This window comes from Novosphingobium sp. YAF33 (assembly GCF_052113265.1).
In the GTDB taxonomy this organism is placed as follows: domain Bacteria; phylum Pseudomonadota; class Alphaproteobacteria; order Sphingomonadales; family Sphingomonadaceae; genus Novosphingobium.
Window position 1 is genome coordinate 386801 of the sequence record NZ_JBFRCW010000007.1, and the last position, 13278, is coordinate 400078.

The window sequence follows — 13278 nt, forward strand, 5'->3', positions numbered from 1 at the left end:
GTGAAGCTCGCCGTCTTCGATTGCGACGGCACCCTGGTCGATGGCCAGGCGCCGATCTGCGAGGCGATGGAGGCGAGCTTCGCCGAATTCGGCCTGGTCGCCCCCTCCCGCGCCCTGATCCGGCGCGCGGTGGGCCTCTCGCTGCCGCAGGCGATCCGCCAGCTGCTGCCGGAGAGCGACGAGCGCCAGCAGGACGCCATGGCCGAGGCCTACAAGGTGTCGTTCCGCCAGGCCCGCGAAGAGGGGCGCGTGTCGCAACCCCTGTTCCCCGGCATCGAGGATTGCCTGCGCACGCTCCACGCCCGCGGCTGGACTCTCGCCGTCGCTACCGGCATGTCCGATCGCGGCCTGACGCATTGCCTGGCGGCGAACGGGATTTCCGATCTCTTCGTCACGCTCCAGACCGCCGACCGCCATCCCTCCAAGCCGCATCCCGCGATGCTGGAGGAAGCCTTGATAGAGGCCGGGGCGATGCCGGAAGCTGCCGTGATGATCGGTGACACGGCCTATGACATGAAGATGGCCCGGGCCGCCGGGACCCGCGCCGTCGGCGTGGACTGGGGCTATCATCACCCGCGCGAGCTGATCGAGGCCGGCGCCGAAAAGGTCTGCGAAGCACCGAACGAACTCATGGAGTACCTGCTGACGTGAGCGAGAAAGACCCCGCAAAGGCCCGCTTCGCCACGATCCAGCTCGTGCGCCTGTTCGGCGTCGCCTGCGTGATCGCGGGCATGGCGATCGGCGCCAACAAGCTCGCCGCGCCGCTCTGGCTCGGCTACCTGCTGATCGCCAACGGCCTTGTCGACGTCTTCGTCGTCCCCAAGATCCTCGCCCGCAAATGGCGCAGTCCGCGATGAAGCGCTTCTACAAGGAAGCCGGCGTCGAGGAGATCGATGGCCAGTGGCGCGTGCTGCTGGACGGCCGCCCCATCAGGACGGCCGGAGGCCGCGCGCAGATCGTTCCCACCCGCGCGCTGGCCGAAGCGCTGGCCGCCGAATGGGCCGCGCAGGGCGAGCAGATCGACGCCCAGTCCTTCCACTTGCGCGACCTGGCCGACTTCGCGATCGACGCCGTCGCCCAGGACCGGGCGCAGACCGTGCGTGACGTGCTGCCTTATGCCGAAACCGACACGCTCTGCTATCGCGGCGACCCCGAGGACGCGCTCTACCAGCGCCAGCTGGCCGTGTGGGAGCCCCTGCTGGCGCAAGCCGAACAGCGCTACGACATCCGCTTCGCCCGCATTTCCGGCGTGCTCCACAAGCCTCAGCCGGCCGAAACGCTGGCGCGGCTGGAAACCGCCCTCGCCGCCGAGAACGACTTTGCGCTGGCGGCGCTGAAGATGCTCTCCAGCCTCGCCGCGTCGCTGGTGATCGCCATGGCGGCGATTCGGTCCGATGCCGAGGCCGAGGCCCTGTGGAACGCGGCCAACCTCGAAGAGGACTGGCAGGTCGAACTCTGGGGCGAAGACTGGGAAGCCGCCGAACGCCGCGCCGCAAGGTTCGAGGCGTTCAAGCTGGCGATCCGGCTGGCCGCACTGGCGCGCGCCTGAAGCTGCACGAAAAAGCCGAAAAGCCCGCCCCGGTCGAACCGGAGCGGGCTTTTTTTTATAGCCTTACGCGGCAGAGCCGCCGTGCAGAAGTCGCTCTGATCAGAACTTCACGCCAAGACCGGCAAGGCCGTAGTGGCGGCTGTAGCCCTGTTCGTAGTTCGAATAGTTGTATTCGACCTTGCCGAACAGGTTGCCACCGAAGTCATGTTCAAAGCCGGCACCAAGGCGGAAACCGTCGAGGTTGACGCCGTCGCTGTCCTTGTTGACGCCGTCGTTGTACGTCACGCGCAGCCGGGCATTGGTGTAGCCACCCAGCACGTAGAGCTTGGTCGTGTCACCGACGTTGGTGCCGACGCGGGCAATCGCGGAGAGATCGCGGCCGGCGCGAACGCAAAGCTTGTCCCCGGTAGCCAGGAGATCGCTTGCGCATTCCTTGGTGGTGCTGCCCGAAATGCCCGCCTGGATGCCGAAGAACAAGGCTTCGCGCACCGGGAAATCATAACCGGCGGCCACGCCGTAAGTCAGGCCTTCCGACGAACCGCCATTGACCGAAACGCTGTCGAGACCGGTCTGAGCCTGGACATAAGCCTGCGCATTGGCGGCGACGGGCGCGGCGAAAAGGGCGGCGGCGCCAAGAAGGGCGAACTTGTTCATGGTAGCTCCTGCATTCTGTTTTACCCGGCCGTTGCGGCCGCGGGGTCCGGGCCGAATACAGCGCAGGAAAATGCTTTCAATACAGCGCACTGAACAAGTCACGTCACAGAAGTGTCATTGTGATGTTTTTACCACAACACCGACCTCAAGAATGAAGGCCGCCTGCGGATTTCCGGAAAACAGAATAAGGGACAAAAAATAAAAAGAGGCGTCTGAATTAAAATTCCAGATCGCCTCCTACTTACCCCGGCCCTGCACCTAAATGCGAAAATTACTTACAGAAATTGTCATGATTATTGAGGCGCAGCGCTCGCCCCGCCGCTTTTCACCCAGGTGGCGACCTGGTTGGCAACGTCATTTGCCGCCTTGTTGAGCGCCGGACCGACCGAGGCTGCCTCCGCCTTCACACCCGGCACGATCGCCTCGAATCGCCGGGTCACGAGCGGGCCGCTGCGCTCGGTGCGGATCGCGTCGAAACGCACGATCACCGACGACGTGGGGACGTCATAGCCCATCTGCAGCAGCCTTCCGCCGATCAGCGTCTTGCCGGTGACCTCGAAATCACCGCCTTCGACGACGAGCTGGCCGGTCTGGGCCCGCAAGGTCTCTGCCAGGAGCGAGCGGAACTGGCGGCTCGGCTTTTCAATCCACCAACCGTCCTTGAGATAGGACAGGGTCGATCCGTCCACCCTCACCGGCACGCGCAGCACGTCCAGGCTGCGATCGGCTTCGGGATCGAGCACGACAATGGCCTCGGAAATCTGCCCGGTGGCCTGCGAACCGGCCGGCGCGGTCTGGTCCGGCGTCAGGCGCAGCAGCAGATCGGGGGCCTTGGGCGCCAGGCTGATGCAGCCCGAAAGCGCCAGGGCTGCCGCGGCTGCAAGCGCGCCGCCGAGGATCGGGGTCTTGTGCCGGAGCTTCATCGCGGTTCCCATCTTCATTCTCGGTTCGTGCAGGCGCATGGATCGCCCGTTCATGGCTTGTAAGTGGGCAGCTTCTGCCCCTTGATGAGTGCGCCAGCGCCCTGCTCGTCGATCTTTTCCGTCACGTTGCGCAGCGCCTTGCTGGTGGCGCGCAAGTCGCGGATGGCAGCTTCGGCGGCGGGAAGCGTCTGCTGCGAAACCTGATCGAAAGCCGGCTGCGCATGCTGCAGGGTCTGGTCCAGCGTCTCCATCGACTTCTGCGCCGCGCCCAGCGTGTTGCGGAGCTGCTCGGCCAGCGAATTGCCCTGATCGCCCAGGAGACTGTCGGCCTTGCCGGCCACGCCTTCGAACGCGGTCAGCGTGCGGGTCGCCTGGTTGAGCGTACCCTGGAGTTCGGCAAGGGTCTGCTTCACTTGCGGCGTCGCCGACGAAAGATCCTTGGTCATCTTGTCGGTGTTCTTGAGAATACCGGTGATCGACCGGCGGTTCTCTTCCGAGAGGAGCAAGTTGAGGTTTTCGGTCAGCGTCGCCAGGCGCTCCAGCAACAGCGGAGCGTTCGACAGGATTTCACCCAGGCCGCCGCGCTTGGTGGGGATGACCGGCACGCCTTCCGGACCCGGCTCGGTCAAAAGCGGCGCATCCTTCACGGCGCCTTCGAGCTGGATATCGGCAACGCCGGTGAAGCTGCCCTGGATCGTGGCGGTGGTGCCGACGGTGACGGGCACTTTCTTGTCCACCTTCACCCGCACGCGGATGAAGCTGGGATCCTGCGGCCACAGCTCGATTTCCTTGATCTGCCCTACCGGCACCCCCGCGTAATCGACGCCCGACCCCTTGGCGAGGCCATCCACCGATTGCTTGAAGAAGATGTCGTATTCGTTGCGCGCACCATCGTTCAGGCGCGCAATCCAGATGATGAACGCCGCCAGGGTCGCCAGAAGGACCAGCGTGACGGCTCCGACCCAGATATGATTGGCCCGTGTTTCCATGCTGATTACCCTATGCCCCGCGTCCGTTGATATCGCGCCCGTTGCTGCTGTCCACGGCCGGTCCTTCGGGAGGGGAACCGTCCTGCGCAACAAGCGCGTCGTCGTTCATCGAAATCTCGTCTTTCGCGCCCAGCGCGGCACGGCCGCGCGGGCCGTTGAAATATTCCTGGATCCAGGGGTGATCGAGCGCCAGCAATTCCGGGATCGTGCCCACGGCGATCACCTGCTTGTCCGCCAGCACCGCCACGCGATCGCAAATGGCGTGAAGCGTGTCGAGGTCATGAGTGATGAGGAATACCGTCAGCCCGAGCGTCTCCTTCAACCCGCGCGTCAGCCGGTCGAAAGCGGCGGCACCGATCGGGTCGAGGCCGGCGGTCGGCTCGTCCAGAAACAGAAGTTCGGGATCGAGCGCCAGCGCCCGCGCCAGGCCGGCACGCTTGCGCATGCCGCCCGAAAGCTCGTTGGGATACTTGTAAGCGGATTCTTCCGACAGGCCGGCGAGCCGGACCTTGAAGCGCGCGATATCGCCGCGCATCTGGTCGGTGATTTCGGGATAGAACTGCTTGAGCGGCACTTCCACGTTCTCACCCACGGTCAAGGTCGAGAACAAGGCGCCGCCCTGGAACAGCACGCCCCACCGGGAGCGCAAGTCGCGGCCTTCCTCATCGGTGGAATCGCCCATGTGGTGACCGAGCACGGTGATCTCGCCCGATTCCGGCTGCTGGAGCCCGATGATCGAGCGCATCAGCACCGATTTGCCAGTGCCCGACCCGCCGACGACGCCCAGAATCTCACCCCTGCGGACCTTGAGCGAGAGATTCTCGTGAATGACGTGATCGCCGAAGGCATTGCGCAGCCCCTCGACCACGATCGGGAATTTCTCATCGGAATCGGCGGCGGTTTCCGCCGGTTCCGCCTGAAGGCTTTCGCTTTCGATCATTGCCAGCCGATCTTGGTGAAGAAGATCGCGAAGAAGGCGTCGAGCACGATCACAGTGAAGATCGCCGTGACCACCGCCTGGGTGGTGCGCGCGCCCACTTCCTCGGCGTTCGAGGTCACCTGCATCCCCTGATAGCAGCCTGCCAGGGCGACGATCAGCGCAAACACGGGAGCCTTGAGCAGGCCCACCCAAACGTCAGTGATCGGCACGACTTCCTGAGTGCGCTGAAGGAAGGTCCAGAACGGAATATCGAGCGCGAAATTCGCGATGAAGGCGCCGCCGATGATCGCCAGCACCGTGGAATAGAAGCCGAGCAGCGGCATCATCAGCATCGCCGCCAGGACGCGCGGAACCACCAGAGCCTGCATCGGCGAGACGCCGATGGTGCGCATGGCGTCCACCTCCTCGGTCAGCTTCATCGTGCCGATCTGCGCCGCAAAGGCCGAGCCCGAGCGCCCCGCGACCATGATCGCGGTCATCAGGATGCCCAGTTCGCGCATCGCGAGCCGGCCGGTGAGGTTGATCGTGTAGATTTCAGCGCCGAACTGCGCCAGCTGCACTGCGCCCTGCTGGGCGATGACGATGCCGATGAGGAAGCTCATCAACCCGACGATCCACAGCGAGTTGACGCCCACATGCTGCATGTGATGCACCAGCGCCGTGCCCCGAAGCCGCGAGGGGTGCCGGATCGCCGCGCCGAGCGCGGAGATCAGCTCCCCCAGGAAGCCGACAGAGCGGACTAGCCCGTGCCCCCAGCCGACCACGAGATCGCCGAGTTCGCCCACCGTGCGGACCAGAAGAGGCCGCTCCGGCTCGATCTCCGGCTGTTCGTCAGGGACGCGGCCGATCGCCGCGAACAGGTGCTTGGCCTGGTCGCTTTCGCCCACGACTTCAAGGTTATGCTCGCTTGCATAGCGGCAGACGAGCCAGGCGCCAGTGGTGTCGATATCGGTGACGCCGGACATGTCGATCCGGTCGAACGGGCCGTGCAAGGCGGCCAGCTTGTGGTCAAGATTGCCCAGGGAATGGACGCGCAACGGCCCCTTCAGCGCCACAGTCTGGACGCCGTCCTGGTCGCTTTCCGACAGAGTGAATTCAGCCCATTCCCGCATGTGTGCTCGTATTGGGGGAAAATGCCTGTACCGGCAAGGGGTTCCCCCGGCGCGGCGAATTGTTCATTTCGCAATCGCAACCGTATTGGAGCCATCCTTTATGCACGTCCCGCGACTATGGCGGCATCCCGTGTTGGCGGCACTTGCGAATGACGCCCCGCACTGGCAAAGCGCGGCGCCATGACCGACACTCCAGAAGCCTCCCCCGAAACCGCGCCCGAAGCCGCGCTGGACAAGACTTTCGACCCCGCCCAGATCGAGGCGAAGTGGTACCAGCACTGGGAAGGCGAAGGGCTGTTCCGCCCCGAGCGTTCTGACGCGCAGCCGTTCACCATCGTGAACCCGCCGCCGAACGTCACCGGATCGCTCCACATCGGCCACGCGCTGGACAACACGCTGCAGGACATCGTGATCCGTCACGAGCGCCTGAAGGGCAAGGACGCCCTCTGGGTGGTCGGCACTGACCACGCCGGGATCGCCACCCAGATGGTGGTAGAGCGCCAGATGGAGGCCAAGCAGGACAAGCGCGCCAACTACACGCGCGAAGCCTTCATCGAGAAGGTCTGGGAATGGAAGGCCGAATCCGGCGGCACCATCACCGGCCAGCTGCGCCGTCTGGGCTGCTCGATGGACTGGAGCCGCGAGCAGTTCACGATGGATCCGCACTTCACCAAGGCCGTGGTCAAGGTCTTCGTGGATCTGCACAAGCAGGGTCTGATCTATCGCGACAAGCGCCTGGTGAACTGGGACCCGAAGTTCCGCACCGCCATTTCCGACCTTGAGGTCGAAACGCGCGAGACCAACGGCCACTTCTGGCACATCAAGTATCCGCTTTCGGACGGTTCGGGCCACATCCACGTCGCCACCACCCGCCCCGAGACGATGCTGGCCGACATGGCCGTCGCGGTGAACCCGGAGGACGCGCGCTACAAGGAACTCCTTGCACGCGGCGCCACCGTCACCCTGCCGCTCACCGGTCGCGAAATCCCCATCGTCGCGGACGAGCATGCCGATCCCGAACTGGGTTCCGGCGCGGTGAAGATCACGCCCGGCCATGACTTCAACGACTTCGAGGTGGGCAAGCGCGCGGGCTTCAAGGCCGGCGACATGCTCAACATGCTCGATGCCGATGCCAAGCTCTGCCAGACGCAGGACGGCCTCGTCCCCGCGCAGTTCATCGGCATGGACCGGTTCGAGGCGCGCAAGGCGATCGTCGCGTTCCTGGAGGACGACGGCCTGCTCGAAAAGGTCGAGGATCGCGTGATCCAGACCCCGTTCGGCGACCGCAGCGGCGTGGTCATCGAACCCTGGCTGACCGACCAGTGGTACGTCGATGCGCAGACGCTGGCCGGCCCGCCGATGGAAGCCGTCCGCTCGGGCGCGATCGAGATCGTCCCGAAGACCTGGGAAAAGACCTTCTTCAACTGGATGGAAAACATCCAGCCCTGGTGCGTGTCCCGCCAGCTCTGGTGGGGCCACCGCATCCCGGCGTGGTATTCGGAAGACGGCGAAATCTTCGTCGCCGAGACCGAGGAAGAGGCACAGGCGCAGGCCGGCAACAAGAAGCTGACCCGCGACAACGACGTGCTGGACACCTGGTTCTCCTCCGCGCTCTGGCCTTTCGCCACGCTCGGCTGGCCTGATGAAGATGCGCCGCTGCTGAAGAAGCACTATCCGAACGACCTGCTCGTCTCCGGCTTCGACATCCTGTTCTTCTGGGATGCGCGCATGGCGATGCAGGGCATTCACTTCATGAAGGAAGTGCCGTGGAAGCGGCTCTACCTCCACGGCCTCGTCCGCGCCGCCGATGGCCAGAAGATGTCGAAGTCCAAGGGCAATGTGGTCGATCCGCTGGGCCTGATCGACAAGTACGGCGCCGACGCGCTGCGCTTCTTCATGGCCGCCATGGAGAGCCAGGGCCGCGACGTGAAGATGGATGAAAAGCGCGTCGAAGGTTACCGCAACTTCGCCACGAAGCTGTGGAACGCCGCGCGCTTCTGCCAGTCCAACGGCATCGTCGCCAGCACCTCCATCGCCGCTCCCAAGGCGACCACGGCGGTCAACAAGTGGATCATCGGCGAAGTCGTCGAGACCGTCGCCCTGCTCGACAAGGCCATGGCGGACCTGCGTTTCGACGCCGCTGCCAATGCGATCTACCACTTCGTCTGGAACCAGTTCTGCGACTGGTACATCGAACTGATCAAGGGCAGCTTCGATGACGAGACCAAGGCCGTCGCCGGCTGGGTGCTCGACCAGATCCTCGTCATGCTCCACCCCTTCATGCCCTTCGTCACCGAAGAGTTGTGGAGCAAGATGGGCACCCGCGAGAACGACCTGATCGTCGCCGCATGGCCCGCACCGGATGCCACGGTGGACGCCGGAGCCAAGGCCGAAGTCGAGTGGCTGATCGCGCTGATCGGCAACCTTCGCGGCGCCAAGTCGGAACTCGGCATCGCACCGGGCGCGCGGCTCACCGCCTATGTCGCCGACCCTTCCGACGCGACCCGCGCGGTAATCGGCCGCAACGGCACCGCGATCGACCGTCTGGCGCGTCTGGATGCGATCCACTTCGAGGCGGCTCCGGCTGGTGCCGCCATGCAGGTGGGCGCTGGTGATGCGACCTTGGCGATCCCGCTGGAAGGCGTGATCGACATCGCTGCCGAGAAGGCGCGTCTGGAAAAGGCCATGGCCGCCTCGGTCAAGGAGCGGGATTCGCTCGACAAGCGTTTGGGTAATCCGGCCTTCGTCGAGAAGGCCAAGCCCGAGGCGATCGACAAGGCGCGTGCGGATCATGCGCACCATTCGGCCGAGGCGGAGCGTCTGGCGGCTGCGCTGGCGCGGCTGGGATAAGAAAAGGGAAACGCAGGGGTTAACACCCCTGCACCCCGATACTGGCGAGGTCGCGCGCGCAGCCACGCCCGTGCCCTCCTTGCGACCGCAGGCCATTTGTCTCCCGGCTCCCAGTGGGCGCAAAACGGCCAGGCAGGGCGAGACCTCGACATTCCGAGGGTCTGGGGGATCATCCCCCAGGACTTCTCACTTTTCGTTTTCCTACATCACGCGCATCTGACACCTTCGCGCGCGTGATCACCCTGCCCCCTTGCACGCAATCAGCTGCGAGATGACACCTTTCGACAGAAGGTGACATTTTCTCCCCTGGACCGTGTAAACTGTGTCAACCACGCTCCATCAAACTGCATTCGAGAATACCCGTGACGCTTGCCCTTGCCACCACCACTCCCGGCGAACCCGAAGTGTTCGCTTCGCTTCAGGGCGAAGGCGCCAGCATGGGGCGGCCGAGCACTTTCGTGCGGCTGTCGCGGTGCAACCTTGCCTGCGAGTGGTGCGACACCGCCTACACCTGGCGCTTCACCGGCGATAACCGCTTCCACCGTGACGATTTGGCGTTCGAGCGCAAGGCCAACCAGGTCATGGCCGAGGAAGCCGACGTGGCGCGCATGGTGGCGGACCTGCCGCCCGACCGCCTCGTCATCACCGGCGGCGAGCCGCTGCTTCAAGGCGCGCAACTGGCGCGGATGCTGGCAGCGCTCGATGAGGCGCGACCGGGGATGCATGTCGAGATCGAGACGAACGGCTCGGTCGCGCCGCATGCCAGCCTCGACGCACGGGTGCAGCAGTACAACGTCAGCCCCAAGCTCTCGCACAGCGGCAATCCTGCAGAACTGGCTCTGGTACCCGAGCGGCTCGATGCCTGGGCGGCCGATCCGCGCGCGTACTTCAAGTTCGTTGTGGCGGAACCTGCCGACGTGGCCGAAGTCCGCGCGCTCCAGGAACGCCACGCGATCCCCGCCGAGCGGATATTCCTGATGCCGGAAGGTCGCTCCAGCGATGTCATCCGGCAGAGGTCGGGATGGCTCTCGGATTTATGCACGCAGGAAGGCTATCGCTTCACGGACCGGCTGCACATACACATCTGGGGCGATACGCGGGGAACTTGAGGGGCATATGAACGAGGCATCACCGATTCCGCACGGGGAAACCGAACCCGAGGAGGGACAGCCCCCCCGGCAGATGGAGCGGATGAAGGGCGACCTCACGCAAGGACCGATCCTGAAGACGCTGATGGTCTTCTCGGTGCCGATGCTGATTTCCAACGTGCTCCAGACGCTGAACGGGTCGGTCAATGYGATCTGGGTCGGGCGCTTGCTGGGCGAGGCCGCGCTGGCGGCAACGGCCAATGCCAACGTCATCATGTTCCTGCTCTTCGCGCTGGTGTTCGGCTTCGGCATGGCCACGACGGTGCGCGTCGGCCAGCATTTCGGCGCGCGCGACATCGACGCGGCGCGGCGCACGTTCGGCTCCGGCCTGGGCTTCTGTCTCGTTCTCTCGGGGCTTTGCGGCATCGGCGGCTGGTTCGGCGCGGATGCCCTGCTCCATTCGCTCGGCACGCCCGAGGCCAGCCGGGTCGAGGCGCTCGCCTACTTGCGGGTGATCTTCGTGACGATCCCGCTCGGCTCGATGTCGATGATGGTCTCCATGGGCATGCGCGGCGCGGGCGATTCCAAGACGCCGCTCTACGCCATGATCCTGACGGTCGCGCTCGACATCGTGCTCAATCCGCTGCTCATCATCGGGCCCGGCCCGATCCCCACGCTGGGTATCGCCGGCTCGGCCATGGCCACGGCCTTCGCGAACTTCGCCGGCCTGGTCTACCAGCTCTGGCGCATCTACCGGCAGGACCTGCCGATGCGCCTGCGCGGGCCGGAACTGGGCTATCTCGTGCCGCGCGGCCCTGAACTGGCCTATGTGATCGTCAAGGGCCTGCCGATGGGCGCCCAGATGCTGCTGGTGTCCTCCGCCGGCCTCATCATGGTCAGCCTCGTCAACCGCGAGGGGCTGGACGCCGCGGCGGCCTACGGGGCCTCGCTGCAATTGTGGAACTACCTCCAGATGCCCGCTTTCGCGATCGGCTCGGCGGTGAGCGCCATGGTCGCGCAGTCGCTCGGCGCGGGCGACCATGGCCGTGTCGGCAAAGTGACCGAAGTGGGCCTCGTCACCAATCTGGCGCTCTCGACCCTGGTGGCGGCGCTGATCGTGCTGTTCGACCGCCCGCTGCTGGCGTTGTTCCTGGGCGGAGACAGCCCGGCCATGCCGATCGCCCGGCACATTCAGCTCGTCTGCACGGCCAGCTTCGTGATCGTGTCGATCACGATGATCCTCACCGGCACGATGCGCGCCTATGGCGCCGTGGTGGCGCCGCTCGTAATCATGTTCCTGGGTCTCTATCCGGGACGTCTGGGCTTCTACTGGCTCGCCTATCCGGTCATCGGCAGCGACGCGGTGTGGTGGTCCTATCCCGTCGGTTCGGCCCTGACCGTAGCTCTGACGATCGGCTACTACCGCTGGGGCAAGTGGCGCGCGGCGTTCAAGGCCTGACCGCGCGCGCCGGCTTCTCCGCGGTTTTGCTTACCTGCCCTGGGCCCGCCAGCGCTGGACCGTGCGGAGCACCATCTCCTCCTCGCCGCCGGATTGGCTCCAGAGGTCGATGAACGAGGGATCGGCGGAAGCCGGGCGGCGGAATTCCTCCAGATCGTCGAACGAGGCGCGGATCGGGATCGCCACGCCCTCGCCGCAGATCACGCATTCGCGGTTGCGCAGCGCCGGGATGGAATCGAGGAAGCCCCGCGCGCCTTCAGGCATGGCCGCGCGGACGAAGGCCTGGTCGCGGTCGTTGTTGAGACGCATCGAGATGATCGTGCCGCACTGCGAGAGCACGCCCTCGGCAAGGTCGGACGGCCGCTGCGTGATGAGGCCCAGCGAAATACCGTACTTTCGGCCCTCCTTGGCGATGCGCGAAAGGATGCGGCCGACCGACGAACCGTCGGCGTTCTTCTCGTTCGGAACGTAGCGGTGCGCTTCCTCGCAGACGAGCAGGATCGGCCGCGTCTTCTCCTCCCGCGCCCATACGGCGAAGTCGAAGACCATGCGGCTGAGCACGGCCACCACGGTGCTGGTGATGTCGGACGGCACGCCGGACACGTCGATGATCGAGATCGGCCGCCCGCGCGAAGGCAGGCGAAACAGCTGGGAGACGAACTCAGCCATCGTGTCGCCCACCAGCATACCCGAGAACATGAACTGGTAGCGCGGATCGCCCTTCAATTCGTCGAGCTTGTTGCGCAGCCGCATGTAGGGGGCGCTGGAGTGGCCCTTGTCAAGCTTGCCCATGTGGTTGTTCAGGATGTTGGACAAGTCGGAGAGCAGGTAGGGAATCGGCGAATCGACGGTGATCTTGCCGATCTGCTCCGCCAGGCGGTTCCTCGCCCGCGCCTCCAGGAGGCACTTGCCCAGGATCTCGCAATCCAGCTGCCGCTCATCGCCGCGCGTCGTGACCAGCACCTCGCAATGTTCCTCGAAGTTCATCAGCCAATAGGGCATCTGCAGGTTCGAGACGTCGAGGATCACGCCGGTGTTGCGAAAGGCGGCAGCATATTCGCCGTGGGGATCGACCATGATGATATGGCCTTCCGGCGCCTGTTCGCAGATCCGGTGGAGGATCAGCGCGGTGCTCGTAGACTTGCCGGTGCCGGTCGAACCCAGCAGCGCGAAGTGCTTGCCGAGCAGGGCATCGATGTAGAGCCCGGCGCGAATGTCCTTGGTGGGATAGACGGTGCCGATCTGAACCGCCTGCCGTCCGTCGCTGGCATAGACCTGGCGCAAGTCGTCCGTGTCGGCCGGGTAGACCAGCGCGCCGGGCGTGGGATAGCGCGTGACGCCGCGGCGAAATCCGTGGATGCGACCCGTCAGCCGTTCCTCCAGCCCTTCGCCCAGGAAGTCGGCCTCGGCGACGATGCCGCCGGGGATGGTGGCGTCGCTCTTCTGGTTGCGGATGCTGGCGAGCAACCAGCCCCGGCCCACCCGGACCTTGACCTGGCTGCCGACTTGCCCCGACATGGCGATCGAAGGATCGACGTGCTGCGCGGCATCGTTGAGGCGCGCCAGATCGAAGGCGATGCGGGCGCCGGCACCGGAAATCTCCAGGATCACGCCGATCGGCTCGCGCCCCTCTTCACCGCCCACCCGGGGGTGCGGGGCCGTCGCAGGATCGAAGCCGTCCATTCGCATCTCGTTCATTGAGCCCTCGAAACAA

General features: G+C 65.2%; 12 protein-coding genes. 6 read left to right on the forward strand and 6 right to left on the reverse strand.

Annotated elements, in window-relative coordinates:
- Genes AB4Z00_RS17330 through AB4Z00_RS17340 form a run of 3 tightly spaced genes read left to right on the forward strand, consistent with a single transcriptional unit; the run spans position 1 to position 1549 of the window.
- Entirely contained in the window at positions 1–651 is a 651-nt protein-coding gene (locus tag AB4Z00_RS17330) for an HAD-IA family hydrolase (protein WP_132264174.1), read from the forward strand.
- Positions 648–857, forward strand: a complete 210-nt coding sequence (locus AB4Z00_RS17335) for a hypothetical protein (protein WP_132263437.1) — start codon at positions 648–650, stop codon at positions 855–857. Before AB4Z00_RS17330 ends, AB4Z00_RS17335 begins: the two co-directional genes overlap by 4 nt.
- Positions 854–1549, forward strand: coding sequence for an ATP12 family chaperone protein (locus tag AB4Z00_RS17340; protein WP_442046745.1), 696 nt, complete (start codon positions 854–856; stop codon positions 1547–1549). The genes AB4Z00_RS17335 and AB4Z00_RS17340 overlap by 4 nt, the downstream gene beginning before the upstream one ends.
- Positions 1550–1648: 99 nt before the next feature.
- On the opposite strand, the gene AB4Z00_RS17345 is transcribed toward AB4Z00_RS17340, so the two are convergent.
- The 5 genes from AB4Z00_RS17345 to AB4Z00_RS17365 form a co-directional block, all read right to left on the reverse strand.
- Positions 1649–2203, reverse strand: coding sequence for an outer membrane protein (locus tag AB4Z00_RS17345; RefSeq protein WP_132263439.1), 555 nt, complete (start codon positions 2201–2203; stop codon positions 1649–1651).
- A 293-nt stretch (positions 2204–2496) separates the two neighbouring features.
- Entirely contained in the window at positions 2497–3144 is a 648-nt protein-coding gene (locus AB4Z00_RS17350) for an ABC-type transport auxiliary lipoprotein family protein (protein WP_243840862.1), read from the reverse strand.
- A 32-nt stretch (positions 3145–3176) separates the two neighbouring features.
- Positions 3177–4115 carry an MlaD family protein gene (locus AB4Z00_RS17355; RefSeq protein ID WP_132263441.1) on the reverse strand — a complete coding sequence of 313 codons (939 nt, stop codon included), beginning with the start codon at positions 4113–4115 and terminating at the stop codon, positions 3177–3179.
- Between the two features lie 10 nt (positions 4116–4125).
- On the reverse strand, positions 4126–5055 hold the full coding sequence (locus AB4Z00_RS17360; RefSeq protein ID WP_243654090.1) for an ABC transporter ATP-binding protein: 930 nt from the start codon (positions 5053–5055) through the stop codon (positions 4126–4128).
- The gene (locus tag AB4Z00_RS17365) at positions 5052–6167 is read right to left on the reverse strand and encodes an ABC transporter permease (RefSeq protein WP_132263443.1); all 1116 of its coding nucleotides are present in this window, start codon (positions 6165–6167) and stop codon (positions 5052–5054) included. Before AB4Z00_RS17365 ends, AB4Z00_RS17360 begins: the two co-directional genes overlap by 4 nt.
- Before the next feature lie 180 nt (positions 6168–6347).
- Here AB4Z00_RS17365 and AB4Z00_RS17370 point away from each other — a divergent pair, with 180 nt between their 5' ends.
- From AB4Z00_RS17370 to AB4Z00_RS17380, 3 genes are all read left to right on the forward strand, one after another.
- Positions 6348–9017 (forward strand): valine--tRNA ligase, encoded by a 2670-nt coding sequence (locus AB4Z00_RS17370; RefSeq protein ID WP_442046716.1) that lies wholly within the window; start codon positions 6348–6350, stop codon positions 9015–9017.
- A gap of 362 nt (positions 9018–9379) precedes the next feature.
- On the forward strand, positions 9380–10126 hold the full coding sequence (locus tag AB4Z00_RS17375; protein WP_442046717.1) for a 7-carboxy-7-deazaguanine synthase QueE: 747 nt from the start codon (positions 9380–9382) through the stop codon (positions 10124–10126).
- Between the two features lie 7 nt (positions 10127–10133).
- A complete protein-coding gene (locus AB4Z00_RS17380; RefSeq protein ID WP_442046718.1) occupies positions 10134–11564 on the forward strand; it encodes an MATE family efflux transporter in 1431 nt (476 codons plus the stop codon).
- 30 nt (positions 11565–11594) lie between these two features.
- Here the strand turns inward: AB4Z00_RS17380 and AB4Z00_RS17385 are convergent, their stop codons facing one another.
- The gene (locus AB4Z00_RS17385) at positions 11595–13262 is read right to left on the reverse strand and encodes an ATP-binding protein (RefSeq protein WP_442046719.1); all 1668 of its coding nucleotides are present in this window, start codon (positions 13260–13262) and stop codon (positions 11595–11597) included.
- Positions 13263–13278 lie beyond the last annotated feature (16 nt).

What these genes read in the sequence shown, in the direction of transcription:
- AB4Z00_RS17340 (WP_442046745.1), top strand. Translation starts at nt 854, where the DNA reads ATGAAGCGCTTCTACAAGGAAGCCGGCGTCGAGGAGATCGATGGCCAG.
- AB4Z00_RS17345 (WP_132263439.1), bottom strand. Translation starts at nt 2,203, where the DNA reads ATGAACAAGTTCGCCCTTCTTGGCGCCGCCGCCCTTTTCGCCGCGCCC.
- AB4Z00_RS17350 (WP_243840862.1), bottom strand. Translation starts at nt 3,144, where the DNA reads ATGAAGATGGGAACCGCGATGAAGCTCCGGCACAAGACCCCGATCCTC.
- AB4Z00_RS17355 (WP_132263441.1), bottom strand. Translation starts at nt 4,115, where the DNA reads ATGGAAACACGGGCCAATCATATCTGGGTCGGAGCCGTCACGCTGGTC.
- AB4Z00_RS17360 (WP_243654090.1), bottom strand. Translation starts at nt 5,055, where the DNA reads ATGATCGAAAGCGAAAGCCTTCAGGCGGAACCGGCGGAAACCGCCGCC.
- AB4Z00_RS17365 (WP_132263443.1), bottom strand. Translation starts at nt 6,167, where the DNA reads ATGCGGGAATGGGCTGAATTCACTCTGTCGGAAAGCGACCAGGACGGC.
- AB4Z00_RS17370 (WP_442046716.1), top strand. Translation starts at nt 6,348, where the DNA reads ATGACCGACACTCCAGAAGCCTCCCCCGAAACCGCGCCCGAAGCCGCG.
- AB4Z00_RS17385 (WP_442046719.1), bottom strand. Translation starts at nt 13,262, where the DNA reads ATGAACGAGATGCGAATGGACGGCTTCGATCCTGCGACGGCCCCGCAC.